A 23,340-nucleotide genomic window follows, 5' to 3' on the forward strand; every position below is an offset into this window, starting at 1 on the left:
ACGGCTCGCGCGCAGGAGTGGATCGAAATAATGCTTGCCCGGCGGCGGGACAGGCTCGCTGCGTCCAGGCCTGTTCAAGGTTTCCGGAGATTTTCCAGGCAACCTGGAAATTTCCGGGTTACCTGGAAAATACCTGCCAACCGGGAAAAACGTTGATTATACCGTCCGCGCCGGCCCTCACGGCCGGTCTCGCGGGCGAGCGCCGGTTGCCGCCGCCGCCCCGCCCGCAAACCCGGCCCCGCACCGCTCAGCGCGGCGCGGGCGCGCCGGATGGCGCCGCGGAACCGCCGCGCGCCGGCGGCATGTCGGTGACGAAGCCGATCCGCGTGAGGCCCGCGGCCTGCGCGGCACCCATCACCTGCGCGATCACGTCGTAGCGGGTCGCGCGCGACGCGCGCAGCCGCAGCTCGGGCGGCGCGACGCCCGCGGCGGCGGCGCGAAAGCGCGCCGGCAGCGCGTCGAGCGCGACGGGCGCGTCGTCCCAGTAGAGCTTGCCGGCGTCGTCGATCGACAGCGTGACCGACTGCGGCGTGTCGCGCGCGACGCTGGCCGCGACCTTCGGCAGGTCGAGCCGGATCGCGTGCGTCATCAGCGGCGCGGTGATGATGAAGATGACGAGCAGCACGAGCATCACGTCGATCAGCGGCGTCATGTTGATCTCCGCCATCGGCGCGGACGTCTTGTGATGCTCCAGTCCGCCGAATGCCATGGTCGTTCCTCCCGGCCGCGCGTCAGGCGCCCTGCGCGCACACGAATACGTGCAGGTCGCGCGCGAAGCCGTCGAGTTCCTCGGCGAGCTGGCGCACGAGCCGCCCGAGGATGTTATAGGCGAGCACCGCGGGAATCGCGACGACGAGCCCGAACGCGGTCATGATCAGCGCCTCGCCGACCGGCCCCGCGACGTTCTCGATCTGCGCCTGCCCGCTCGCGGCGATGCTGCCGAGCGCGTGGTAGATGCCCCAGACGGTGCCGAGCAGCCCGACGAACGGCGCGGTGCTGCCGATCGACGCGAGCAGCACCTGGCCGAACTCGAGGCGCCGCTGCGAGCGCAGCATCGCGTGACGCAGCGCGCGCAGCACGCGTTCGCTGCGCTCGACACGCGCGGCCAGCGCGGCCGGATCGTGTGCGTCGGCCGCATCGCGCGCGGCTTCGGCGAGCGGCACGAACACGCGCTCACGGTCGGCGCCGGCGAGCGCGGCGATGCCCGCGTCGAGCGACGCCGCGCGCCAGAACGCGGCGAGCGCGCGCGGCCCCTGCCGCTTCGCGCGGACCAGCAGCCAGGCTTTCATGAGGAGGAAGCACCAGCTGGCGACGGACATCGCCAGCAGCACGTAGGCGACGGCGTGCGTGATCGCATCGCCGCTTTCGAGGTAGTGGACAACGCCGGTGGGAATCGCCATCGGAGTTTCCCCGTGAGGGTCAGCGCAGGCCGAGCACGTCCTGCATGTCGAACAGGCCGGCGCCGCGCGCCGACAGGAAGCGGACCGCACGCAGCGCGCCCTGCGCGTACGACACGCGGCTCGACGACTTGTGCGTGATCTCGATCCGTTCGCCGATGCCGGCGAACAGCACGGTGTGATCGCCGACGATGTCGCCGCCGCGCACGGCCGCAAAGCCGATCGTCGACGGATCGCGTTCGCCCGTCACGCCCTGGCGGCCGTACACCGCGCATTCGTCGAGCGAGCGCCCGAGCGCGCCGGCCACGGCCTCGCCCATCATCAGCGCGGTGCCCGACGGCGCGTCGACCTTGTGGCGGTGGTGCGCCTCGATGATCTCGATGTCGTAGCCGTGCGAGAAATGCTGCGCCGCGAATTCGAGCAGCTTCAGCGTGACGTTCACGCCGACGCTCATGTTCGCCGCGAACACGATGCCGATCCTGGCCGCCGCGGCCTGCAGCTCGGCCTTCTGCTCGGCGGTGAAGCCGGTCGTGCCGATCACGAGCTTCACGTCGTGGCGCAGCGCGGCCGCGACGTGCGCGATCGTGCCTTCCGGCCGCGTGAAGTCGATCAGGTAGTCGGCCTGTGCGAACACCGCATCGAGGTCGTCGGTCAGCTTGATCCCGGTTTCCTTGCCGAGGAACGCGCCCGCGTCCTGGCCGAGGAACGGCGAATCGGCGCGGTCGAGCGCGCCGACGAGCTGCGCGTCGGAATCGTTGAGAACGGCTTCGATCAGCATCCGGCCCATACGGCCCGATGCACCGGCAATCGCAATCTTCATGGCTTTCTACACGACAGGTCTAAAGGCGGGCGGCGCATGCCGCCCTGTTTCCGCAGCCCGGCGGCTTACTGCGACTGGGCCGGCGCGGTGAGCGGCTGGTTCTGCAGGTTGTCCGAACCCTGCGGGCCGACCGGCGGCGACGCCTCGTTCGACACGTTCGGCTGCGGCGGGCGATGGAACTGGAACTGCGGCTGGATCGCCGGCGCGGCGCCCGGCGGCTGGCCGCCCGGCACCGGCGCGCCGGCCGAGGCCTGCGCGGACGGCGTGAAGCGGCGGCCGGCCGTGCCCTGCCCCGACACCTGGTTGGTCGCACGGTTCGCCGCGCGCGCCGCCTGGGCGTTCGCATCCTGGTCGACCGCCGCGCCGGAGACCGGCTCGGCGGACGGGCTCGCGGCAGCGGTCGCCTGCGCGGCGCTTGCGGCAGCAGCAGCGGCGGCGGCTTCCGACGCCTTCTTCGCCGCGGCCGCGGCCTTCGCCTTCTTGCCGCCGCGGTCGCCGTCGATATCGGCCAGCAGGTCGAGTTCGGACGGCAGGTTCTCGGCACCCGTCCAGCTCGCGAGGCGATCGCCCGAGAACGTCAGCACGAGGTCGCGCTGCTGGACGACGGACGTCGAGCCGCGCTTGAAGTAAAAGAGGTAATCCCAGCGGTCGGCGTGGAACATGTCCGACAGCAGCGGTGTGCCGAGCAACGCGCGGACCTGCTCGCGCGTCATCCCGGCCTGCAGCTGCGCGGCCTTCTCCTGCGACACGAAGTTCCCCTGCACGACAGTGATCCGATAGGGCGTGATGCTCTGCGCGATGCGCTGCGTCACGCTGTCGTACGACGAACAACCAGCCAGCGCGGCAACGGCGGCGGCAGCGATGATGGCACTCCGCATGCGACTCCTCTGAAAGTGCGAAAGGGATTCCGGGAACATTTCCGTCACCGTGCTCGCCCGCGTCGCGGGCCGCGCGTGTTTCTGGAACGGCGAAAAGCCGGTAACATTGAAGCCCTGCATTGTACTCTAGGGATGCCTAGCCATGACCAATCCGACGGATCTCAAGAATATCGGGCTAAAGGCCACCCTACCGCGCCTCAAGATTCTCGAGATCTTCCAGCAAAGCCCGGTACGTCACCTGACGGCCGAAGACGTCTACCGCAACCTGCTCAACGAACAGCTCGACATCGGGCTCGCCACCGTTTACCGCGTGCTGACGCAGTTCGAGCAGGCCGGCCTGCTCACGCGCAGCAACTTCGAATCCGGCAAGGCCGTGTTCGAGCTGAACGAAGGTTCGCACCACGATCACCTCGTCTGCCTCGATTGCGGTCGCGTCGAGGAGTTCTTCGACGCCGAGATCGAAGGCCGCCAGCAAGCGATCGCGAAGGAACGCGGCTTCCGGCTCCAGGAACACTCGCTCGCGATGTACGGTTCCTGCACGACCGAGAACTGCCCGCACCGCAAGCACTGATCCGCACGCTGCGCGCCTGCGCGACGGCCCGGCCGGCATCCCGCCGCCCGGGCCGTGTTGTTTTCGGGACAGGAATGAAAGCGGCCCGCACGTCGCGTGCGGGCCGGTTCGGGAACGTTTTCAGTCAGTCAGTCGTGCGGCGGCGAGCCGTGCCGCCGCCGCCCGGCGCTTGGTACGCCCGGCGCCCGGCGCCGCCTTCGGCGCGCGTCAGGCCGCGCTCGCGCACGCCGGCTCGAACTCGAGCGCCCACGCGTCGTCGAGCGGAATCTCGTCGCAGTTCGGCTGCGGGCCGCCGCGGTCGACGATCACGAAGTCGCTGACCGCGTCGAGCGCAAGCAGCGGATGGTGCCAGACGCCCTTCGCGTAGTTCACGCCCTGCCAGCCTTCGGCCAGGAACGCGCGCATCGCGTCGGGCCGGAACTCGCCGGCCGGCGCGACGACGATCGCGTAGCGCGACACCGCCGCCAGCGGGATGAACGCCTGGCTGCCGTGCGGATGGCGCTCCATCAGCGTGATCGCGACCGGCAGCGCGCGCGGCTGCGCGCGAAACACGCTGACGAGCGGCCGGCCGCCGTCCGCGCAGACGTCGATCGTCGCGAGATCGTGGAAGCGCTCGGTCGTGCCGCCGTTGATCGGGAAGTGCCGCGCGCCTTCGAGTGCGATCACGTCGCCGAACGGCACGAACGCGTCGCGGGTCAGGCGCTCGACGCGCAGGATGTGTGGTCCGCTCATGCCGATGCCCTCCTTCAAGCCGGCTCGCCCCACAGACGCAGGCGCGACACGCCGCCGTCCGGGAAGATGTTGAAGCGCACGTGCGTGACGGGGCCGAGCGCCGCGAGCTGGTCGAACGTATGCACGTGATCCATCTGCAGCTTCTGCTCGCCGAGCAGTTCGGCCCAGAACATCGCCTGCGTGACGAGCGAATCGTCGGTGCCGCCGGTAACGTGCGCCGCCTGCAGCGAACAGCGGTCGGGGAAGTTGCCCTTGAAGAACGCCGTATCGACCTCGACGCGCCGGATGATGCCCGGCCGCGCCAGCGCGACGATCGCCCAGTCGTTGCCGGGCTCGCGGCGGCGCCGCGTTTCCCAGCCGTCGCCCATGTTCGCGCCGCGCCCCGGCATCAGCATCTGCGAGGCCGGACCGAAGTGCTGGTTGTTCGCGGCCACCAGGTAGCCGCCGTTCTCGATCGCGGCGAGATCGACGAGTTCGCCCGCCGGCACGCGGCGCCAGTCGCGCTGCGGCTGGCCGTACACGCGCAGCCGCGCGAGCCCGCCGTCCGGATACAGGTTCACGCGCAGGTGCGTGACCGGCTGCGCATCGTCGACGCTCACGTAGTGATGCGAATTGCCCTGCAGCGTCGTCGCGGGGACGATCGTGCGCCATTCGGCGTCGTCCGCCGGCGTGTCGCCGTCCGCCGCGCAGGCCTCGATCGACGCGGCCGGCGGGAAGTTGCCGGTGAAGTGGCTCGTATCGAGATCGACGCCGTAGATCACGCCCGGCCGCGCGAGCCGGACCACGCAGAAGTCGTGGCCGGTGGTGCGCTTGCGGCGCGTTTCCCAGCCGTCCATCCACTTGCCGTGGTCGTCGTACTTGCCGGGAATGAAGACGGCCGGCTCGGGATTCAGCATGCGCTCCTTCGGCGCGAAGAATTCATCGCTGGCGAAGAGCGCCTGCGCGCCCAGGCGCGGATCGGCGAGGTTCATGTAGCGCCGCGTGAAGGCCGGCGCGTTCGGATCGAGGATGGGGGCTGCCATGTCGTCTCCACTATCTTGGTAAGGACCGGCGCATCGTCGCGCCGGCCGCAGGACATTCGTTCACGCGAAGCAGCCGGGGAAGCCGCTTCGCGCGCGGGTGCGCTCAGAGCGCGTGGGCCTGGTCGCCGGCGACCGGCGCGGCGCTGCCCTGCTCGTCGGCCACGTAGCGCAACTCGCGGTTCAGCACGCGCGTCGCGCGGGCCCGGTCGATGTCGTTCTCCCACACCGCGACGACCACCGTCGCGACGCAGTTGCCGATCAGGTTGGTCAGCGCGCGGGCGATGCCGACGAACCAGTCGACCGGCAGGATCAGCACGAGGCCGAGCACCGGAATCGCGGGAATCGCCGACAGCGTCGCCGCGAGGATCACGATCGCCGAACCCGGAATCCCGTGCGCACCCTTCGACGTGACGAGCGACACGAGCAGCACGACGATCAGGTCATGCGTGGACAGCGGCGTGTTGGTGGCCTGCGCGATGAACAGCACGGCGAGCGTCAGGTAGATCGAGAAGCCGTCGAGGTTGAACGAATAGCCGGTCGGGATCACGAGGCCGACCGTCGAATCCTTGATGCCCATGTATTCGAGCTTGCTCATCACCTGCGGCAGCACCGCATCCGACGACGCCGTGCCGAGCACGATCGACAGTTCCTCGCGCAGGTAGCGGATCAGCTTGAACACCGAGAAGCCCGCGAGACGCATCACCGCGCCGAGCACGACCGTGACGAACACGAAGCAGCTCAGGTAGAACACCGCGACGAGGTAGCCGAGCTGCTTGAGCGACGCGACGCCGTACTTGCCGGTCGTGAACGCGATCGCGCCGAGCACGCCGAGCGGCGCGAGCTTGATGATGAAGCCGATGATGCGGAAGAACACGTGCGACAGTTCCTCGATCAGGCTGTTCACGCGCTGCGCCTTGTCGCCGAGCAGCGACAGCGCGGAGCCGAACAGCACCGCGAACACGAGGATCTGCAGGATGTCGCCCTTCGCGAACGCGTCGATCGCGGTCTCCGGGATGATCTTCATCAGGTAGCCGGCCGTGTCCTTCAGGCTTTCGGCGTTCTTCGCGTACGACGAGAGCGAGGCCGCGTCGAGCGAGCGCAGGTCGATGTTCATCCCGACGCCCGGGCGCGTGAGCCACGCGAGCACGAGCCCGATGCCGAGCGCGAGCGTCGTCATCACCTCGAAGTAGACGACCGCCTTCAGGCCGACCCGGCCGACCTTCTTCAGGTCGCCCGCATTGGCCATCCCGCTGACCACGACGCAGAACACGATCGGGCCGATGACCATCTTGATAAGCTTCAGGAAGCCGTCGCCGAGCGGTCGCAGCGACTCGGCGAAATGCGGGAAGAACGCGCCGAGCGCGACCCCCAGGATCAATGCGACGACTACCCGGCCAAACAGCGAATTGAGGAATTTCGACACGGCGCTCTCCCGATCCAACGGTTGCAGTTTCGTCTGTTCATACTGGTAAGACCAGTGATGTTATGGTGGATAGTAGGAAGCCGATATAGTCGAGTCAAGGACGGACAAAATAGGGATTTCCCGCCCCCCCGCGCCTCCGTTTGCGGCGCCCCAAACGGGGGCGGATCGTGGCTTTCCCGTAGGCCGGTCGTGCACCGCGCGCGTGCGGATTACAATGCCGGTCAGACCGGCCATCGTTCACATCATGAAAAACGTTCCGCACACCGTGACCGACGCCGCCATCGCGACGATCCGCGACCGGATCGAGGCAGGCGTGTATCCGGTCGGCAGCCTGCTGCCGGCCCAGCGCCAGCTCTCCGAGGAGCTGGAGATCAGCCGCGCGTCGCTGCGCGAGGCGCTCTCCACGCTCGAGGCGCTCGGGATGCTGCGCATCCGCGCCGGCAAGGGCGTGTACGTCGAAAGCGCGCAGGCGACGGCCGCCCATCCGTGGCAATTCGCCGAGCAGTCGTCGCCGCCCGACACGTACCAGATGCGCTATGCGCTCGAAGGGTTCGCCGCGCGGATGGCCGCGCACGTCGTCACCGACGACGACGTCGCATGGTTCGAGGACAACCTCGCCGACCTGCACGTCGCGCTCACCGAGAGCGCGCTCGACGAAGCGTCGCGGCTCGACTTCGACTTCCACATGCGGATCATCCATCTCGCGGGCAACGCGGCGATCGAGTCGGTGCTGCGCAGCAGCGCCGACATCATGAAGGAAAGCCAGCGCATGCCGTTCTACCGGCGCGAGCTGCTGCTGTCGACGTGGCACGAGCACCGCGCGATCGTCGATGCGCTGATCGCCCGCGATGCGGCCGCGGCCGGCACCGCGATCGAGACGCACATCGCGAACGCCGCGCAGCGCGCGGGCATCTTCTTCCCGACGCCGGGCACCTGACGCAGCCGTCGGCCGTCGGTCGTGGCCGACGCGACAGCCGTCATCCGGTCATACCGGTCATCCCCCCGAAGGATCGCGGTATGCGAGCGCGCGCTCGATGAACGCGCGCGCCGCGACGCTGCGGTATGCGCCCTTGCGCGTGAGCAGCGCGGCCGTGCGCGACGGCAGCGGCGGATCGAGTTCCAGCGCGCACAGGTCGCCGCTCTCGCGCGCGACCGCCTCCGGCAGCACCGTCGCGAGCCGGCCGCGGCGCACGAGCTCCAGTACCGCACTGACCGTATTCGTCTCGATCGCGATCGTCGGCCAAGCGCCCTGTTCGATGAAATACCGGTCGATGCTTTCGCGCGTCGCGAACGCGCGGCTGAGCAACACCAGCGGCTCGCCGACGAGCTCTGCCGGGCTCAGCGCGCGGCGGCGGCGGGCCAGGCGGTGCGTGCGGCCCGTCACGAGCGCGAGCGGTTCGTCCCACAGCGGCAGCGCATCGATGTCGGGCGCGCGCGGCGGCATGAACGCGAAGCCCGCATCGAGCCGGTCGTCGGCAAGCAGCGCCTCGATGCGCTCCTGCGGCATCGCGTCGATCGTCAGCGCGACGTGCGGGAAATCCGCATGGAACGCGTCGATCAGCGAGCCGCTCAGGTAGGCCGCGAAGGTCGGCATCATCGCGAGCCGCAGCGAACCGCTGCCGAGATCGGCGACGTCGTGCAGCGCACGCTGCCCGGTGTCGAGCTCGTGCAGCGCCGCGCGCGCGTGGCGCGCATAGACCTCGCCGAATTCGGTGAGCCGCACCGTGCGGCCCGAGCGGTCGAACAGCTGCACGCCGAGCATGTCCTCGAGCTGGCGGACCTGCTGCGACAGCGTCGGCTGCGACACGTGCAGCGCATCGGCCGCGCGCGTGAAGCTGCGCTGCTCGGCAACGGCCAGGAAATAGCGGATGTGGCGGAGTAGCATCGCGGCCCGTGTATTGGTGGCACCAATGGATACCATAAGGATCCAGTCTTGGACGCTATGATTCGATTCCCGCATCATACGCAGATCCGCTCCCCCGCACGGCGCCTGGCCGCGGCACCGGAGCGGCCCACCCGGGTCTGCCCTCCTTCGCCCGCCGCACGACGATCCGCCGCCACCCGATCCGGGCGCCGGCCACGCTCCGCCGGGCGCGCATCGGCTCGTCGCCGATCCGTTGACGCCGGCCCCGATTCCCGCAACCCCGCGTTGCCGACGGCGCATGCCGCCGGCCGGCGCCGCTGTTTTTTTCGCGACCATGGAACCGCATCACGACAACCATCCTCCCCTGACCCGCGCGATGACGCTGCTGTTCGCCTGCGCGTGCGGCATCGTCATCGGCAACATCTATTACGCGCAGCCGCTGCTCGCGGCGATCGCGCACAGCTTCGGCCGCCCGCCCGCCGAACTCGGCTATCTCGTCACGCTGACGCAGCTCGGCTATGCGGCGAGCCTGTTGCTGATCGTCCCGCTCGGCGACGCGGTCAACCGCCACACGCTGATCGTGCGGCTGCTCGTGCTCAACGTGATCGCGCTGGTCGCCGTCGCGTTCAGCACGAACTTCACGATGTTCGTCGTCGCGAACATCGCGCTCGGCTTCGTCACCTGCTCGACGCAACTGCTCGTGCCGTTCGCCGCGTCGCTCGCCGATGCACGCACGCGCGGCCGCGCGGTCGGCACCGTGATGAGCGGGCTGCTGCTCGGCATCCTGCTCGCGCGCGTCGCGGCCGGCGCGATCGCCGACGGGTTCGGCTGGCGCGCGGTGTACGGCATCGCCGCGGTGATGACCCTCGTGCTGACCGGCGTGCTCGCGGCGAAGCTGCCGAAAGATCGCCGCCACGCACGGCTCGACTACGCGGCGCTGATGAAATCGCTCGTCGCGCTGGTGCGCGCGCAGCCGCTGATCGCGCTGCGTTCCACGTACGGCGCGCTCGTGTTCGCGTGCTTCAGCCTGCTGTGGACCGGCCTCACGTTCCTGTTGAGCCAGCCGCCGTACAACTATTCCGAAGGGCGGATCGGCCTGTTCGGGATCGTCGGCGCGGTGGGCGCCCTCGCGGCGACGTCGGCCGGCCGGCTCGTCGATCGCGGTCACGGCAATGCGGCGACCGGGCTGTTCGCGGCGGCCGTGCTCGCGTCGTTCGCGCTGATCGCGACCGGCGCGCATTCGCTCATCGCGCTGATCGCGGGGATCCTGCTGCTCGACGTCGGCGTGCAGGGCATGCACATCTCGAACCAGAGCGTGATCTATGCGCTCGCGGGCCACGCGCGCAGCCGCGTGACGACGATCTATCTGACGAGCTACTTCATCGGCGGTGCATTCGGGTCGTTCGCGGCGAGCGTTGCGTACGGCGTCGACGGCTGGCGCGGCGTGTGCATCGCGGGCGCGGCGCTGTCGGGCGTGCTGATCGCCCTGTGGCTCGCGTCGCAGCGCATCGGCGTGCGGCAAGTCACGCAGTAAGCCGCTTTCGCGCCAGCCAATGAAAAAGGCACGCTCCGCAAGCCGCGGGCGTGCCTTGTTTGCTTGGCGCGCCGTCGCGCGCCATCAGCAGACGATCATGCCGCCGCGTCCGCGAAATCGATCAGCACCTTCATCGCGCGTTGCCGGTCGCCGGCCAGCTCGAACGCATGGTTCGCGTCGCGCATCGGGAACACGCCCGTCACGGCCGGGCGCAGGTCGACGCGCTGCGCATTGATCAGCTGCACCGCGAGCCCGAATTCCGCATGGAAGCGGAACGAGCCGCAGATCGACAGCTCCTTCGCGACCACGACGTTCTGCGGCAGGCTGACATCGCCGCCGAGCCCGAGCTGCACGACGACGCCGCGCGGCCGCATCACGTCGAGGCCGTCGCGCAGCGCGCGCGCATTGCCGGAACACTCGATCATCACGTCGAACGTGCCCTTGTCGGCGCCGTAGCGCGCGACCCAGCCGGTGTCGGTCGCCGCGTTGATCGTGTGGTCGGCGCCGAGCGCACGGGCGACCTCGAGCGGCGCATCGACCACGTCGGTCGCGACGATCTCGGCGGCGCCGTGCACGCGCGCCGCCGCGACCGCCAGCACGCCGATCGGCCCGCACCCCGACACGAGCACGCGCCGGCCGATCAGCGGGCCGGCGCGCGACACCGCATGCAGCCCGACGGCGAACGGCTCGGCGAGCGCCGCGAGCGACAACGGCACGTGGTCCGCCACCTTCACGCACTGCGCGGCATCGCACACGAGCGCGTTGCGAAACGCGCCCTGCACGTGCGGCATGCGCATCGCGCTGCCGTAGAAGCGCATGTCGAGACACTGGTTCGGCAGCCCTTCGAGGCAGTAGCGGCACGCGCCGCACGGGCGGCTCGGGTTCACCGCGACGCGATCGCCGACCTTCACCGACGTCACGTCCGGCGCGACCGCCGCCACCGTGCCGGCGACCTCATGGCCGAGCACCATCGGCTGCTGCAGCCGGATCGCGCCGAAGCCGCCGTGCCGGAAGTAATGGAGATCGGAGCCGCAGATGCCGCCCATCGCGACATCGACGCGCACCTGGCCCGGGCCGATCTCGCCCGCGTCCTGCTCTTCGAGCCGCAGGTCGTTCGGCCCGTGGATCACGAGACACATGCAGCGCATACGCATGACAGCCTCCTCAGACGACCGGTGTGAGCAACGGCGCGCCGGCGAAGTGCGCGGCGAGGTTGTCGCGCACCAGCCAGCCCATCGCCTGGCGCGTCTCGACGGTGCCGCTCGCATGATGCGGCTGCAGCAGCACGTTCGGCAACGCGAGGAAACGCGGGTCGATGCGCGGTTCGTTCCAGAACACGTCGAGCGCCGCGCCGGCGATCGCGCCGCGTTCGAGCGCGTCGAGCAGCGCGGGCTCGTCGACGGTCGTGCCGCGCGACACGTTCACCAGATAGCCGCGCGGGCCGAGCGCGTCGAGCACGGCCGCGTCGACGAGGTGGCGGGTCGACGCGCCGCCCGCGAGCGTGACGATCAGCACGTCGCACCAGCCGGCCAGCTCGGCCAGGCGGCCGAAGAAGCGGTGCTGGCTGTCCGCGCGCGGCGCCACGTCGAAATAGCCGAGTTCGACCTCGAAGCCCGACAGCCGGCGCGCGAGCGTCGAACCGATCCGGCCGAAGCCGACGATGCCGACGCGCTTGCCGTACAGGCGCGTGACGAGCGGCATGTCGCCGTCGGACCACGCGCCGGAGCGCACGTACGCGTCGCCGGCGCCGATCCGGCGCAGCAGCGCGAGGGTGAGGCCGATGCCGAGATCGGCGACGTCGCCGGTCAGCACGTCGGGCGTGTTGGTCACGCGGATCCCGCGCTCGCGGGCGGCCGCGAGATCGATCGCATCGGTGCCGACGCCGTAGCACGCGACGATCTCGAGCTGCGGCAGCGCGGCGATCAGCGCGGCATCGGCGCCGAGGTCGCCGCGCGTCGCGATCGCGCGCACGCCGGCGCCGTGTTCGGCGAGGAACGCCGCGCGGTCGGCGGCCTCCCACAACCGATGGACGTCGTAGCCGGTCGACAACCATGCGTCGTCCCACGGCTGATAGGGGCCCGTCATCAGCAGCTCGGGCCGCCGGGTCGATTCGTGCGCCATCTGCGCTTGCTCCTGTCGAAAAGCGTTGAAAGTCGAATGCGTGCCGGGCCGCATCGGCCGCCCGGCCCGTTCATGCATGCCGTGCGAGCGATTCGGCGTCCGGGGCCGATTGCGCGTGCGCGGCGTCGAGCGGATCGTCGAGATCGCGGTTCAGCGTCTCCGGCATCCGCGCGGTGGTGAACAGCGTGATCAGCGTCAGCAGCACCAGGTACGCGGCGATCGGCACCCATGCACGCACGCCGGCCGCGTGGTCGCCGCCGTGCAGCGCGATCACGGTCGCGATGATCGTTGCGCCGACGAGCGGCGCGATGCCGCCCGCGAGCACGGCCGACACTTCGCGCGAGAACGACACGCCCATGTAGCGATGCCGCGCGCCGAACAGTTCGGGCAGCAGCGCGGCCTGCGCGCCGAGCATCCCCCAGTTCGCGAAGCCCTGCGCGATCGAGATCGCGATCACGCTTGCGACCACGTTCCCCTGACTGAAGATCCACCACACCGGAAACGCGAGCGCGAGTTGCAGCCAGGCGAACGTGCGGTACACGCGCACGCGGCCGAAGCGGTCGCTGAGCCGGCCCGCGAGCGGCACCGTGCACGCGCCGACGGTCGCCGCGCACACCAGCGCGAGCGCGCCGATCGGCCCCTTCATCCCGATCACGCCGGCGAGATAGCTGACCGCGAGCGCCTGGTAGATCGACGAGCCGCCGTTCTCGGCCATCCGCAGGCCGATGCCGATCAGCAGCGAGCGCTTCGAGTGCCGGACCACGCTCTTCAACGGATTCGCCGACACCTGCGCGCGCTTCTCGAGCCGCACGAAGGTCGGCGACTCGTGCAGCCGGACCCGCATGTAAATCCCGACCGCGACGATCACCGCGCTGAACAGGAACGGCACGCGCCAGCCCCAGCCGTCGGTGACGCGGTCGAGGTTCGCGAGCAGCAGGAAATAGACGGCCGCCGCAAGCACCGTGCCGAGCTGGATCCCGAGAAACGGCAGCGACGCATAGAAGCCGCGCTGGGCCCGCGGCGCGTATTCGGTCATCAGCACGGCTGCACCGGCCTGCTCCGCGCCGGCGCCGAGGCCCTGCAGGATGCGCAGCAGCACCAGCAGCGCGGGTGCCCAGTAGCCGGCGGTCGCATAGGTCGGCAGCACGCCGATCAGCGTGCTCGCGACGCCCATCAGCAGCACCGTCGCGGTCAGCACGAACTTGCGGCCGACGCGATCGCCGAGCACGCCGAACACCACGCCGCCGAGCGGGCGCACCGCGAAGCCGACGAAGTACGTGCCGAAGCTCGCGATCAGCCGCATCTCGGCAGTTTGCGCGGGGAAGAACAGCGGTCCGAAGACCAGCGCCGACGCGAGCGTGTACAGCGCGAAATCGTAGTATTCGAGCGCGCTGCCGAGCGAGCAGGTCCATGCCGCTCGGTTCAGCTGCCGGGTGTCGACGCCGCGACGCTCGCCGGCGTCCGCCGGCGTGCCGGGTATTGCATCGCGCCGCGCGGGCGGCGGGGAAGTGCGATCCATCGTTGTCTCCTGTCTCCTGCCTTCCGTTCCGGAACCTGGCGCGACGGCGCCGGGACATCGGCCCGCTCATGCGGCGGGCTCTTCTGGGAATTCGGATGCCGGCCCTGGCCGGCGCAACGACGCTGCGCGCACGGCGCCGGGCGTCGCCGCTCAAACGTCGCCGCTCAGACGGCGCTGGTCAGGCCGCCGTCGACGAACAGAGTCTGGCCGTTCACGAAATCGGATGCGGCCGACGCGAGGAAGATCGCCGCGCCGCACAGCTCGTCGACGCGCCCCCAGCGGCCGGCCGGCGTGCGCTTGCACAGCCAGTCGGAAAAGGCCGCGTCGTCGACCAGCGCGCGATTCAGTTCGGTCTCGAAATAGCCGGGCGCGAGGCCGTTCGCCTGGATGCCGTGACGCGCCCAGTCGGCGCACATCCCCTTCGTCAGCATCCGCACCGCGCCCTTCGTCGCCGCGTACGGCGCGATCGTCGGCCGTGCGAGCTCGCTCTGCACCGAGCAGATGTTGATGATCTTGCCGCGGCCGCGCGCGATCATGTGCCGCGCCACCGCCTGCGCGACGTTGAACACGCCGTCGAGATTCACGCGCATCAGCGCGTGCCAGTCGTCCGGATCAAACGCGTCGAGCGGCGCGCGGCGCTGGATGCCCGCGTTGTTCACGAGGATGTCGATCGCGCCGACGCGCGCCTCGAAAGCGTCGATCGCCACGCGCACCTGCGCGTGCTCGGCGACGTCGAACACCGCGTAGTCGGCCGCGAAGCCTTCCTCGCGGAAATGGCGCGCGAGCGTCGCGGCCTTCTCCTCATTGCGATCGTTGATCACGATCGCCGCACCGGCTTCCGCGAGCCCGCGGGCGAGCGTCAGCCCGATCCCGCGTCCGGAACCCGTGATCAGTGCGCGGCGGCCGTCCAGGCGGAACCGGTCAAGCGCGTTGCTCATGCATGTCTCCTCGTGCCATCGAGCCGACCGCCGGTCGCGGCCGGTCTCGCATTCAGGGTATCTTCGGCGCTCGGCCGGGGGGCGCGCCAATGGTCTTTTTTGATCCGGTTATCATGAAATCAGATCACCATTCACCGCGGCCTGCCCACCATGGAACTCAAGCAATTGCGCGCCTTCGTCACGCTCGCGGAAGAGCTGCATTTCGGGCGCGCCGCGCAGCGCCTGTTCATCGTGCAGTCCGCGCTGAGCATGCAGATCAAGGCGCTCGAGGAAGCACTCGGCGCGCGGCTGTTCGAGCGCGACCGCCACAAGGTCGAGCTCAGCGATACGGGGCGCGTGTTTCTGCCCGAAGCGCGGGCGACGCTGCAGCAGGCCGCGCGCGCGGAGCAGATGGCGCGGCTGTCGAGCCGCGGCGAGATCGGCACGCTGCGCATCGCGTTCGTGTCGTCGGTGCTGCCGGCGCTGCTGCCGGCCGTGCTGCGCACGATGCGCGAGCGCTATCCGCTGATCACGCTCGAACTGAAGGATCTGCCGACGCCCGACCAGATCGCCGCGCTGCGCGACCGGCGCATCGATTTCGGGATGATCCGGCTGCCGGCCGCGTATGCGGGCATCGACACGCGCGTGGTGCTCGAGGAAGGCTTCGTCGTCGCGCTGCCGCTCGACCATCCGCTCGCCGCGCACGCCACGATTTCACCGTCCGCGCTGCGCGGCCAGCCCGCGTTCGTGCTCGCGCGCCGCTACGCACCCGGCTTTCACGACGACATGCTGCTCGCGCTGAGCCGCGCGGGCACGACGCTCGAGATCGCGCAGGAATTCGGGGAATTCACGACGATGCTCGCGCTCGTCGCGGCCGGGATGGGGATCGGGCTGATCCCGGCGGAAGCCGCGAGCGCGCTGCCGCCGAACGTGCTCGCGCGGCCGCTCGACCTGGCTGGCCACCGCACCGGCATCGGCCTCGCGTGGACCGACCTCGACAGCCCGCTGAAGCGCGCCTTCGTCGACGCGCTCGAGCAGGTAACGGCGAACGCCGGGAAATAAAAAAGCCCGGCCGGAAAAACCGGGCCGGGCTCGTTCGCCACGCAGGCCGCCTTGCGGCGGCCGCGCGACGTGCGGGATTACTTCGCGTTCGCGAATGCGACTGCCGTATCCAGCATGCGGTTCGAGAAACCCCACTCGTTGTCGTACCAGCTCGACACCTTGACGAGGCGGCCCGACACCTTGGTCAGCGTTGCGTCGAACGTCGACGAAGCCGGGTTGTGGTTGAAGTCGATCGACACCAGCGGTGCGTCGTTGTAGCCGAGGATGCCCTTCAGCGCGCCTTCCGATGCTTCCTTCATGATCGCGTTGACTTCCTCGACCGTCGTGTCGCGCTTCGCGATGAACGACAGGTCGACGACCGACACGTTGATCGTCGGGACACGGATCGCGTAGCCGTCGAGCTTGCCGTTCAGTTCCGGCAGCACGAGGCCGACGGCCGATGCAGCACCCGTCTTGGTCGGGATCTGGCTGTGGGTAGCCGAACGCGCGCGGCGCAGGTCTTCGTGGTAGACGTCCGTCAGCACCTGGTCGTTCGTGTACGCGTGGATCGTCGTCATCAGGCCGGTTTCGAGGCCGATCTTGTCGTTCAGCGGCTTGACGAGCGGCGCGAGGCAGTTCGTCGTGCACGATGCGTTCGAGATGACGGTGTGCTCGGCCTTCAGCACGTTGTGGTTCACGCCGTAGACGATCGTTGCGTCGACGTCCTTGCCGCCCGGCGCCGAGATGATCACCTTCTTCGCGCCGCCCTTCAGGTGCGCGCTCGCCTTTTCCTTCGTCGTGAAGAAGCCCGTGCATTCCATCACGACGTCGACGCCCAGCTCGCCCCACGGCAGTTCGGCCGGGTTGCGGTTCGCCAGCACGCGGATCTTGTCGCCGTTCACGACGAGGTAGTCGCCGTCGACCGACACTTCGCCCGGGAACTTGCCGTGCGCGGTGTCGTACTGGGTCAGGTGCGCGTTGGTCTTCGCATCGCCCAGGTCGTTGATCGCGACGATCTCGAGATCGTGCTTCTTGCCGTTTTCATAGAACGCGCGCAGCGTGTTGCGGCCGATACGGCCGTAGCCGTTGATTGCGACGCGGATCGTCATGGTCTATCTCCTGATGGCTGAAAAAATTCGTTTCGTGCAGCTTCACGGTGCGACGCGCGCGCGGGGTCGCGCGCGTCGCGAATGCTTTTAGGCCAGTACGGCCTTCGCGGTCTCGACGACGTGCTCGACGGTGAAGCCGAAGTACTTGAACAGCACGCCGGCCGGGGCCGATTCGCCGAACGTGTCGATCCCGACGACGCCGCCTTCGAGGCCGACGTACTTGTGCCAGAACGCGGTCACGCCCGCTTCGATCGCGACGCGGCGCACGCCGTGCGGCAGCACGCGTTCACGGTATTCGGCGTCCTGGCGGTCGAACACGTTGGTCGACGGCATCGACACGACGCGGGCCGCGATGCCCTGCTGCGCGAGCGGCTCGACGGCCTTCATCGCGAGTTCGACTTCCGAGCCCGTCGCGATCAGGATGATCTTGCGCGCGACGATTTCTTCGTCCCAGTCCTTCAGCACGTAGCCGCCCTTCTCGACGTTCGCGATCTGCGCGTCGGTGCGCGGGTTGAACGCGAGGTTCTGGCGGCTGAAGATCAGGCTCGACGGACGGTCGGCGGCAACCGCGTGGGTCCAGGCGACGGCCGTCTCGACCGTGTCGGCCGGACGCCATACGTCGTGGTTCGGGATCAGGCGCAGGCTCGACACGTGCTCGATCGACTGGTGCGTCGGGCCGTCTTCGCCGAGGCCGATCGAATCGTGCGTGAACACGAAGATCGACGGCACCTTCATCAGCGCGGCGACGCGCAGCGCGTTGCGGCTGTAGTCGGAGAACGTCAGGAACGTGCCGCCGAACGGCTTGTGGCCGCCGTGCAGCGCGAGGCCGTTGATCGCCGCGCTCATGCCGAATTCGCGCACGCCGTAGTTGATGTGGTTGCCCAGCACGACGCCCGGGCCTTCCGGATTCGCGCGGACCGCCTTCGATGCCTTCCAGTTGGTCAGGTTCGAACCGGTCAGGTCGGCCGAGCCGCCGAGCAGTTCCGGCAGTGCGGCGGCGAGCCCTTCGATCGCCTGTTGCGACGCCTTGCGGGTCGCGACCGTTTCGCCGCGCTCGTTGGCGCCGGCGATGATCGCCGCGGCCTTCTCGGCCCAGTCGGCCGGCAGCTTGTTGGCCATCCGGCGCTCGAATTCGGCGGCTTCTGCCGGGAACTTCGCGCGATAGGCAGCGAACGTCGCGTCCCATTCGGTCTCGGCACGCTTGCCGGCTTCCTTCGCGTCCCATGCCGCATAGACTTCCTGCGGAATCACGAACGGCTCCCAGGTCCAGCCGAGTGCCGCGCGCGTCTTCGCGATTTCTTCCGCGCCGAGCGCCGCGCCGTGCACGTCGTGGCCGCCGGCCTTGGTCGCCGCGCCCTTGCCGATCACCGTCTTGCAGCAGATCAGCGTCGGCTTGTCCGACAGCTTCGCCTTCGCGATCGCCGCGTCGACCGCGTCGACGTCGTGGCCGTTCACGTTCGGGATCACGTTCCAGCCGTACGCTTCGAAGCGCTTCGGCGTGTCGTCGTGGAACCAGTTCACGACGTCGCCGTCGATCGAGATGCCGTTGTCGTCGTACAGCGCGATCAGCTTGTTCAGCTTCAGCGTGCCCGCGAGCGAGCACGCTTCGTGCGAGATGCCTTCCATCAGGCAGCCGTCGCCGAGGAACACGTACGTGTGGTGATCGACGATCTTCGCGCCGTCACGGTTGAATTCGTCGGCCATCAGCGCTTCGCCGAGCGCCATGCCGACCGCGTTCGCGAGACCCTGGCCGAGCGGGCCGGTGGTCGTCTCGACGCCCGGCGTGATGCCGTATTCCGGGTGGCCCGGCGTCTTCGAGTGCAGCTGGCGGAAGTTCTTCAACTCTTCCATCGGCAGGTCGTAGCCGGTCAGGTGCAGCAGCGAGTACAGCAGCATCGAGCCATGGCCGTTCGACAGCACGAAGCGGTCGCGGTCTGCCCAGTGCGGGTTCGTCGGGTTGTGCTTCAGGTGGCGCGACCAGAGCGCGACGCCGATTTCGGCCATGCCCATCGGCATGCCGGGGTGGCCGGAGTTCGCTTGCTGGACGGCGTCCATCGCGAGCGCACGGATCGCGTTGGCCATCAGGGTGGTGGAGGCGGGAGACGAAGTCGTCATGTCGAGTCCGGAGAACGAGTCGAGGAAACGGGGGCACGGCGGCATCCGGAAGCTCGAGCGTCAATCGTTCCCGGCGCGCGGTGCGGCGCCTGACGGACGCGAAGCGGACGGAGCCTACGGACGGGGCTGCAAAGCTCGTCATTTTAACAGATGGGCTGACATTTCCCTTGTCGGCGCGTAGTGTTCCGGCACGGTTTTCCGCCAAACCGCCCGCCTCCTATAATTCAGACGTCGGAACTGCCTGCCCCGAGCGGCCCGCCCGTGAACACGACCCTTCTCTTCCATCCCACGCCCGACGCCGCGTACGGCTTCCCGAACGCCCGTCGGCTCGCGCACGTCGCGTCGCCGCACCAGCACATCGAGGTCTGGGAAACCCCGCAGCTCGGCCGCCTGTTCACGCTCGACGGCCGGCCGATGACGTCGGTCGGCGACGAATACGTGTACCACGAGTGCATGACGCACCCGGCCGCGCTCGCGCATCCGTGCCCGAGGAAGGCGCTCGTGCTCGGCGGCGGCGACGGTGGCGCCGCGCGCCAGCTGCTCAAGCACGCGTGCATCGAGCGGATCGTCGTCGCCGAACTCGACGACGAGGTGGTCGGCATGGCGCGCCGCTATCTCGACGACGTGCACCAGGGCGCGCTCGACGACCCGCGCGTCGCGGTCGTGATCGGCGACGCCGCGCATTTCGTCGCGTCGACCGTCGAGCATTTCGATCTCGTCGTGTTCGACCTCACGCCACCCGACTCGCCGGCGGCCGGCCTCTATACGCGCGAGTTCTACGCACGGCTCAAGCGGATTCTCACGCCGTGCGGCGCGATCTCGATGCATCTCGGCTCGCCGGTGTTCCACGCGGCGCGCATCGCCGCGCTGCTCGACGACCTGCGCGCGAGCTTCGCGGTCGTCGATCCGCTGTCCGCGCACGTGCCGTTGTACGGATCCCAATGGCTGATGGCGATCGCGAGCGACACGCTCGATGCGGCCGCGCTGTTCGCGCACGACATCGACGAACGGCTCGCCGCACGCCACGTGCAGGGCTTGCGCTACTACGATGCGCGACTCCATGCGGCCCTCTTTGCCCTGCCGCGCGCGCTGCGCGATACACTGGGCGTTCGCCGCTGAGCTTCCGGGCGGACACATCGTTCCGCGGCTTGGTCGAACGCTCTCCCGCGTGCGCCCCGCGCTCGACTCGCGACCCACTGGCACTGAACGTTGCAGACGGCCCGCCAGCGTAGCCGCGGCCCGGCGCGGAACCGCACCGGGCGCCCCCGCGCCAATATCCGTTGGGCTGCAAAGCATGGGACCGGAGTCACCGCTCAAGCGCCAACACCGTTCGACAGGAGATTTTGATGACCGATCCACGTCCGGCCAACGTGCCTTGGTTGACGCCTTACCTGGCCGTGCGCGATGCGCACGCGGCCATCGAGTTCTTCCAGGCCGCATTCGGCTTCGAGCTGCGCGACGTCCTCGACGAAGACGGCGCGATCATGCACGTCGAGATGACCTACCGCGGGCAGCTGATCGTGATGTTCGCGCCCGAAGGCGCATTCGGCTCGACCGCGCTCACGCCGAAAAGTGCGTGCGCAACCGCCCCGCAGTCGTTCTATCTGTATGTCGACGACGTCGACGCGACCTGGCAGTGCGCGCTCGACGCGGGCGCGCAATCGCTGAGCGCGCCGCAAGACCAGTTCTGGGGCGACCGCTTCGCGCAGATCGAGGATCTCGACGGCTACCGCTGGGCGCTCGCGCGCCGTCTGGACGCATGAACGGAGCCGCGATAAGCATGAGTGAAGCCACCACCACCGCGGCCGTGCCGCGTTTCTTCGTCGAAGCGGCGCTGCGCGCCGATGCGACGCTCGCGTTGCCGACCGACGTCGCGCGGCACGCGCAAGTGCTGCGGCTGCAGCCCGGCGACGCGCTCGCGCTGTTCGACGGCAGCGGCGGCCAGTACCGCGCGCGGCTCGTCGAGATCGACAAGCGCAGCGCGCTCGCGCAGATCGAAGCGTTCGACCCGGCCGAGGCCGAGCCGCCCTACCGCGTGACGCTGGCGCAAGGCATCGCCGGCGGCGACAAGATGGACTGGGTGATCGAGAAGGCCGTCGAGCTCGGCGTCGCGGCGGTCGTGCCGCTGTCGACCGCGCGCGGCGTCGTGAAACTGTCCGGCGAGCGCGCGGACAAGCGCGTCGCGCACTGGCGCGGCGTCGTGCGCGCGTCGTGCGAGCAATGCGGGCGCAATCGCGTGCCGGATGTCGCGCCGGTACGCGGCTTCGGCGCATGGCTCGATACGCTGCCGGCCGCGCCGGCCGACGGCGAGCTGCGGCTGCTGCTGTCGCCGCGCGCGAGCATCCCGTTCGCATCGCTGCCCGACGCGCCGCCCGCGGCGGTCGTCACGCTGCTGATCGGGCCCGAAGGCGGGCTGTCGCCGGACGAGGAAAACGCGGCCCGCGCACACGGGTTCACCGCGTTGTCGCTCGGCCCGCGCGTGCTGCGCACCGAGACGGCCGGCGCGGCCGTACTGGCGGCGCTCGCGGCACGCTGGGGCGGTTGGTGACGAACCCGGCGTGACGCACCACGCGGCGACCCGGCGGCAGCCAGCAGGGACAGCACGGCTACGCGCGCGGCACGGGAAATCTTCATGGGTAGGCAGCCCTCTCTCGGTGGTTTGATTTACGCACCCGGCGCGACGGCTGCCGCAGCCGGGGCGACCGGGATTGTCTCGAAAAAGGGGCCTGATTAAAGGCCGATGTCGGCGAACGAGCGCCGCGCCGTCCTGCATGTGTCGCGCACACGCAAAAAAGCCCGCGCGAGGCGGGCCTGTCACCGAATCGGCCGCGCGCGGGCGGCCTGGCGGTCTCGCGCTTTACGCGAACGAATAGAACACGCGGAACGCGACCTTGCGCTCGGCCCAGAACTCGGCGGCTTCGCGGAACACGTCGAGCAGCGTCTCGCGCCCTTCCTTGTCGAATTTCTGCGCGATCGGCAGCCCTTCGAGAACGATCACGAAACCGGGTTGCGCGCCGGCCTTCGCGACGAGGTCGGTCAGGCAGTCGTACAGCGCGTCGTAGTTCTTCCCGAAATGCTTCGGAAACAGGAACGACGTCGCGATCGTTTCCATCACTTCCTGCTTCGACTGCGCGGCGCCGCAATACGCATACAGGAAATGCTGGCCGAGCCGGCCGGCTTCGTCGGCGAGATCCTGCACGCGGAACGCGCGGATCGACTGCACGAGATTGGGTCGCACGGTCGTGAAAAGGCTCATAGGCTCCTCGTTCGATGAAAGCCCGTCGGCTTCCTGTTGCTCCGGCGCGCCGCCGGCCTGTGCCGCCGCGTGAAGCTGGATCACGCGCTGAAACAGATTGCCGTCGCCGGCCGCGAACAGTTCCGCCGCCGCCGTATCGTGCGCGTAGATGGAGTCGCTCATGCCGTTCATCCCGAAGTCATTCAACAATACGTTTAAAACTGTTGTAGTGGTCGTCCGTGTAATAACAGTTGTCGATCCGGCGCAATGGCCCGCCACAGACGATCCGGCGCGCGCCGCGATTGCGGGCGCGCGGCGTCGGCACCGTGTACTCGTGGTAGTAGCCGCGCTTCGCCTTCGGCAGGATCCGCTCGCGGTTGCCGAAGACGACGCCGTCTTTCTCGTACGGATAGGGGCCACCGGCGCCGATCAGGCCAAGCGTGGTCACGGCCTCGCGCGGCAGACGGGCGGTCGGGATCGTATCGACCCCGCCGACGGCCATGTCGGCCGAAACGGCCTGCCGTGCGTAAGCGGCGGAAACCAGACTGCCCGTCGGTGTACCGACGATACCCATCGCGAACATCGCGAAGACGGACGCGAGCGCGCCGTTGCGGAGCCACTTGCGTGCCATGAACCAGGGTTCCCGCTGTTAAATCAAGTAGTTGACGACCAACCAAAGGCGTTAGCGTAGCGCTATTGTCCGCGCGAATCAATGTTCGTTTGGGAATCGAAAGGCTGGCGCCGCACGGAATCGCGCATTTTTTACCGAAACAAGACTATATTTATCTTACATAGGATAAAATGCGGGCGGCATCTCTCGCATGGCAAGACACTGCCTCCTTGCCACGCTCGTTACCCGGAGTGGAGAGATGCTGCTGTTGCTTATGGGAAGCGCGTTTGCGCCCTGCCCGCGGCGTGCCCATTGCGGGCACGCCCTTTTTTGCGTTTGTTTACAATTTCGCCTGACGCGCGGCACCGGTTCGACCGGCACCGCGCGTTCGTTCCGGCTCAGCGAGCGGCGTTCACGTCGGCGACCAGCAGC

General features: G+C 69.0%; 23 protein-coding genes. 7 read left to right on the forward strand and 16 right to left on the reverse strand.

From position 1 onward, the window contains the following. Nucleotides 1-247: 247 nt before the first annotated feature. The 4 genes from U5771_RS31420 to U5771_RS31435 form a co-directional block, all read right to left on the reverse strand. The gene (locus U5771_RS31420) at nt 248-709 is read right to left on the reverse strand and encodes a biopolymer transporter ExbD (RefSeq protein WP_322027533.1); all 462 of its coding nucleotides are present in this window, start codon (nt 707-709) and stop codon (nt 248-250) included. A 22-nt stretch (nt 710-731) separates the two neighbouring features. Further along, entirely contained in the window at nt 732-1,400 is a 669-nt protein-coding gene (locus tag U5771_RS31425; RefSeq protein WP_322027534.1) for a MotA/TolQ/ExbB proton channel family protein, read from the reverse strand. 19 nt (nt 1,401-1,419) lie between these two features. After that, complete coding sequence (dapB, locus tag U5771_RS31430) at nt 1,420-2,217, reverse strand: 4-hydroxy-tetrahydrodipicolinate reductase (protein ID WP_322027535.1); 798 nt, start codon at nt 2,215-2,217, stop codon at nt 1,420-1,422. 65 nt (nt 2,218-2,282) lie between these two features. Next, complete coding sequence (locus U5771_RS31435; protein WP_322027536.1) at nt 2,283-3,095, reverse strand: outer membrane protein assembly factor BamE; 813 nt, start codon at nt 3,093-3,095, stop codon at nt 2,283-2,285. Between the two features lie 142 nt (nt 3,096-3,237). On the opposite strand from U5771_RS31435, the gene fur reads away from it, so the two are divergent. After that, nucleotides 3,238-3,666: a ferric iron uptake transcriptional regulator gene (gene fur, locus U5771_RS31440; protein ID WP_011350926.1), complete on the forward strand. Its 429-nt coding sequence runs from the start codon at nt 3,238-3,240 to the stop codon at nt 3,664-3,666. Between the two features lie 207 nt (nt 3,667-3,873). Here fur and U5771_RS31445 read toward each other — a convergent pair whose 3' ends face one another. From U5771_RS31445 to U5771_RS31455, 3 genes are all read right to left on the reverse strand, one after another. Then, entirely contained in the window at nt 3,874-4,398 is a 525-nt protein-coding gene (locus U5771_RS31445; protein WP_322027537.1) for an ureidoglycolate lyase, read from the reverse strand. A 14-nt stretch (nt 4,399-4,412) separates the two neighbouring features. Continuing rightward, the gene (gene alc, locus U5771_RS31450; RefSeq protein ID WP_322027538.1) at nt 4,413-5,420 is read right to left on the reverse strand and encodes an allantoicase; all 1,008 of its coding nucleotides are present in this window, start codon (nt 5,418-5,420) and stop codon (nt 4,413-4,415) included. Between the two features lie 103 nt (nt 5,421-5,523). Further along, a complete protein-coding gene (locus U5771_RS31455; protein ID WP_322027539.1) occupies nt 5,524-6,843 on the reverse strand; it encodes a C4-dicarboxylate transporter DctA in 1,320 nt (439 codons plus the stop codon). Nucleotides 6,844-7,057: 214 nt separating this feature from the next. Between U5771_RS31455 and U5771_RS31460 the strand changes: the two genes are divergently transcribed. After that, on the forward strand, nt 7,058-7,780 hold the full coding sequence (locus U5771_RS31460; protein WP_322027540.1) for a FadR/GntR family transcriptional regulator: 723 nt from the start codon (nt 7,058-7,060) through the stop codon (nt 7,778-7,780). 57 nt (nt 7,781-7,837) lie between these two features. Here the strand turns inward: U5771_RS31460 and cynR are convergent, their stop codons facing one another. Further along, on the reverse strand, nt 7,838-8,728 hold the full coding sequence (gene cynR / locus U5771_RS31465; protein WP_322027541.1) for a transcriptional regulator CynR: 891 nt from the start codon (nt 8,726-8,728) through the stop codon (nt 7,838-7,840). Nucleotides 8,729-9,041: 313 nt separating this feature from the next. Here cynR and U5771_RS31470 point away from each other — a divergent pair, with 313 nt between their 5' ends. Then, the gene (locus U5771_RS31470) at nt 9,042-10,241 is read left to right on the forward strand and encodes an MFS transporter (protein WP_322027542.1); all 1,200 of its coding nucleotides are present in this window, start codon (nt 9,042-9,044) and stop codon (nt 10,239-10,241) included. Nucleotides 10,242-10,336: 95 nt separating this feature from the next. Here U5771_RS31470 and U5771_RS31475 read toward each other — a convergent pair whose 3' ends face one another. From U5771_RS31475 to U5771_RS31490, 4 genes are all read right to left on the reverse strand, one after another. Continuing rightward, a complete protein-coding gene (locus tag U5771_RS31475) occupies nt 10,337-11,395 on the reverse strand; it encodes an L-idonate 5-dehydrogenase (protein ID WP_322027543.1) in 1,059 nt (352 codons plus the stop codon). A gap of 10 nt (nt 11,396-11,405) precedes the next feature. Continuing rightward, nucleotides 11,406-12,362: a 2-hydroxyacid dehydrogenase gene (locus U5771_RS31480; protein ID WP_322027544.1), complete on the reverse strand. Its 957-nt coding sequence runs from the start codon at nt 12,360-12,362 to the stop codon at nt 11,406-11,408. 70 nt (nt 12,363-12,432) lie between these two features. Further along, nucleotides 12,433-13,881 carry an MFS transporter gene (locus U5771_RS31485; RefSeq protein WP_322027545.1) on the reverse strand — a complete coding sequence of 483 codons (1,449 nt, stop codon included), beginning with the start codon at nt 13,879-13,881 and terminating at the stop codon, nt 12,433-12,435. 164 nt (nt 13,882-14,045) lie between these two features. Beyond that, the gene (locus U5771_RS31490) at nt 14,046-14,819 is read right to left on the reverse strand and encodes an SDR family NAD(P)-dependent oxidoreductase (RefSeq protein ID WP_322027546.1); all 774 of its coding nucleotides are present in this window, start codon (nt 14,817-14,819) and stop codon (nt 14,046-14,048) included. A 150-nt stretch (nt 14,820-14,969) separates the two neighbouring features. Between U5771_RS31490 and U5771_RS31495 the strand changes: the two genes are divergently transcribed. Next, on the forward strand, nt 14,970-15,860 hold the full coding sequence (locus U5771_RS31495) for a LysR family transcriptional regulator (RefSeq protein ID WP_322027547.1): 891 nt from the start codon (nt 14,970-14,972) through the stop codon (nt 15,858-15,860). Between the two features lie 77 nt (nt 15,861-15,937). Here the strand turns inward: U5771_RS31495 and gap are convergent, their stop codons facing one another. Further along, complete coding sequence (gene gap, locus U5771_RS31500; protein ID WP_014898111.1) at nt 15,938-16,948, reverse strand: type I glyceraldehyde-3-phosphate dehydrogenase; 1,011 nt, start codon at nt 16,946-16,948, stop codon at nt 15,938-15,940. Between the two features lie 87 nt (nt 16,949-17,035). After that, nucleotides 17,036-19,108 carry a transketolase gene (tkt, locus tag U5771_RS31505; RefSeq protein WP_322027548.1) on the reverse strand — a complete coding sequence of 691 codons (2,073 nt, stop codon included), beginning with the start codon at nt 19,106-19,108 and terminating at the stop codon, nt 17,036-17,038. Between the two features lie 216 nt (nt 19,109-19,324). Here tkt and speE point away from each other — a divergent pair, with 216 nt between their 5' ends. The 3 genes from speE (at nt 19,325) to U5771_RS31520 (ending at nt 21,611) form a co-directional block, all read left to right on the forward strand. Beyond that, a complete protein-coding gene (gene speE, locus U5771_RS31510; RefSeq protein ID WP_322027549.1) occupies nt 19,325-20,182 on the forward strand; it encodes a polyamine aminopropyltransferase in 858 nt (285 codons plus the stop codon). 227 nt (nt 20,183-20,409) lie between these two features. After that, a complete protein-coding gene (locus tag U5771_RS31515; protein WP_322027550.1) occupies nt 20,410-20,826 on the forward strand; it encodes a VOC family protein in 417 nt (138 codons plus the stop codon). 17 nt (nt 20,827-20,843) lie between these two features. Beyond that, nucleotides 20,844-21,611 (forward strand): 16S rRNA (uracil(1498)-N(3))-methyltransferase, encoded by a 768-nt coding sequence (locus U5771_RS31520; protein WP_322027551.1) that lies wholly within the window; start codon nt 20,844-20,846, stop codon nt 21,609-21,611. Nucleotides 21,612-21,920: 309 nt separating this feature from the next. Here the strand turns inward: U5771_RS31520 and U5771_RS31525 are convergent, their stop codons facing one another. Together U5771_RS31525 and U5771_RS31530 are read right to left on the reverse strand one after the other, a co-directional pair. After that, entirely contained in the window at nt 21,921-22,481 is a 561-nt protein-coding gene (locus tag U5771_RS31525; RefSeq protein ID WP_014898116.1) for a barstar family protein, read from the reverse strand. 16 nt (nt 22,482-22,497) lie between these two features. After that, on the reverse strand, nt 22,498-22,929 hold the full coding sequence (locus U5771_RS31530) for a ribonuclease (RefSeq protein ID WP_059451950.1): 432 nt from the start codon (nt 22,927-22,929) through the stop codon (nt 22,498-22,500). Nucleotides 22,930-23,340 lie beyond the last annotated feature (411 nt).

Source organism: Burkholderia sp. BCC1977 (assembly GCF_905339595.1).
Classification (GTDB): Bacteria; Pseudomonadota; Gammaproteobacteria; order Burkholderiales; family Burkholderiaceae; genus Burkholderia.

Excerpts from the sequence above, each read along its gene's own strand:
- cynR (WP_322027541.1), bottom strand. The coding sequence starts at position 8,728 with ATGCTACTCCGCCACATCCGCTATTTCCTGGCCGTTGCCGAGCAGCGC.
- U5771_RS31475 (WP_322027543.1), bottom strand. The coding sequence starts at position 11,395 with ATGCGTATGCGCTGCATGTGTCTCGTGATCCACGGGCCGAACGACCTG.
- U5771_RS31485 (WP_322027545.1), bottom strand. The coding sequence starts at position 13,881 with ATGGATCGCACTTCCCCGCCGCCCGCGCGGCGCGATGCAATACCCGGC.
- U5771_RS31425 (WP_322027534.1), bottom strand. The coding sequence starts at position 1,400 with ATGGCGATTCCCACCGGCGTTGTCCACTACCTCGAAAGCGGCGATGCG.
- tkt (WP_322027548.1), bottom strand. The coding sequence starts at position 19,108 with ATGCCGCCGTGCCCCCGTTTCCTCGACTCGTTCTCCGGACTCGACATG.
- U5771_RS31530 (WP_059451950.1), bottom strand. The coding sequence starts at position 22,929 with ATGGCACGCAAGTGGCTCCGCAACGGCGCGCTCGCGTCCGTCTTCGCG.
- U5771_RS31525 (WP_014898116.1), bottom strand. The coding sequence starts at position 22,481 with ATGAGCGACTCCATCTACGCGCACGATACGGCGGCGGCGGAACTGTTC.
- U5771_RS31520 (WP_322027551.1), top strand. The coding sequence starts at position 20,844 with ATGAGTGAAGCCACCACCACCGCGGCCGTGCCGCGTTTCTTCGTCGAA.
- U5771_RS31490 (WP_322027546.1), bottom strand. The coding sequence starts at position 14,819 with ATGAGCAACGCGCTTGACCGGTTCCGCCTGGACGGCCGCCGCGCACTG.
- U5771_RS31515 (WP_322027550.1), top strand. The coding sequence starts at position 20,410 with ATGACCGATCCACGTCCGGCCAACGTGCCTTGGTTGACGCCTTACCTG.
- U5771_RS31460 (WP_322027540.1), top strand. The coding sequence starts at position 7,058 with ATGCCGGTCAGACCGGCCATCGTTCACATCATGAAAAACGTTCCGCAC.
- alc (WP_322027538.1), bottom strand. The coding sequence starts at position 5,420 with ATGGCAGCCCCCATCCTCGATCCGAACGCGCCGGCCTTCACGCGGCGC.
- U5771_RS31420 (WP_322027533.1), bottom strand. The coding sequence starts at position 709 with ATGGCATTCGGCGGACTGGAGCATCACAAGACGTCCGCGCCGATGGCG.
- U5771_RS31480 (WP_322027544.1), bottom strand. The coding sequence starts at position 12,362 with ATGGCGCACGAATCGACCCGGCGGCCCGAGCTGCTGATGACGGGCCCC.
- U5771_RS31470 (WP_322027542.1), top strand. The coding sequence starts at position 9,042 with ATGGAACCGCATCACGACAACCATCCTCCCCTGACCCGCGCGATGACG.
- fur (WP_011350926.1), top strand. The coding sequence starts at position 3,238 with ATGACCAATCCGACGGATCTCAAGAATATCGGGCTAAAGGCCACCCTA.
- U5771_RS31495 (WP_322027547.1), top strand. The coding sequence starts at position 14,970 with ATGGAACTCAAGCAATTGCGCGCCTTCGTCACGCTCGCGGAAGAGCTG.
- U5771_RS31445 (WP_322027537.1), bottom strand. The coding sequence starts at position 4,398 with ATGAGCGGACCACACATCCTGCGCGTCGAGCGCCTGACCCGCGACGCG.
- dapB (WP_322027535.1), bottom strand. The coding sequence starts at position 2,217 with ATGAAGATTGCGATTGCCGGTGCATCGGGCCGTATGGGCCGGATGCTG.
- gap (WP_014898111.1), bottom strand. The coding sequence starts at position 16,948 with ATGACGATCCGCGTCGCAATCAACGGCTACGGCCGTATCGGCCGCAAC.
- U5771_RS31435 (WP_322027536.1), bottom strand. The coding sequence starts at position 3,095 with ATGCGGAGTGCCATCATCGCTGCCGCCGCCGTTGCCGCGCTGGCTGGT.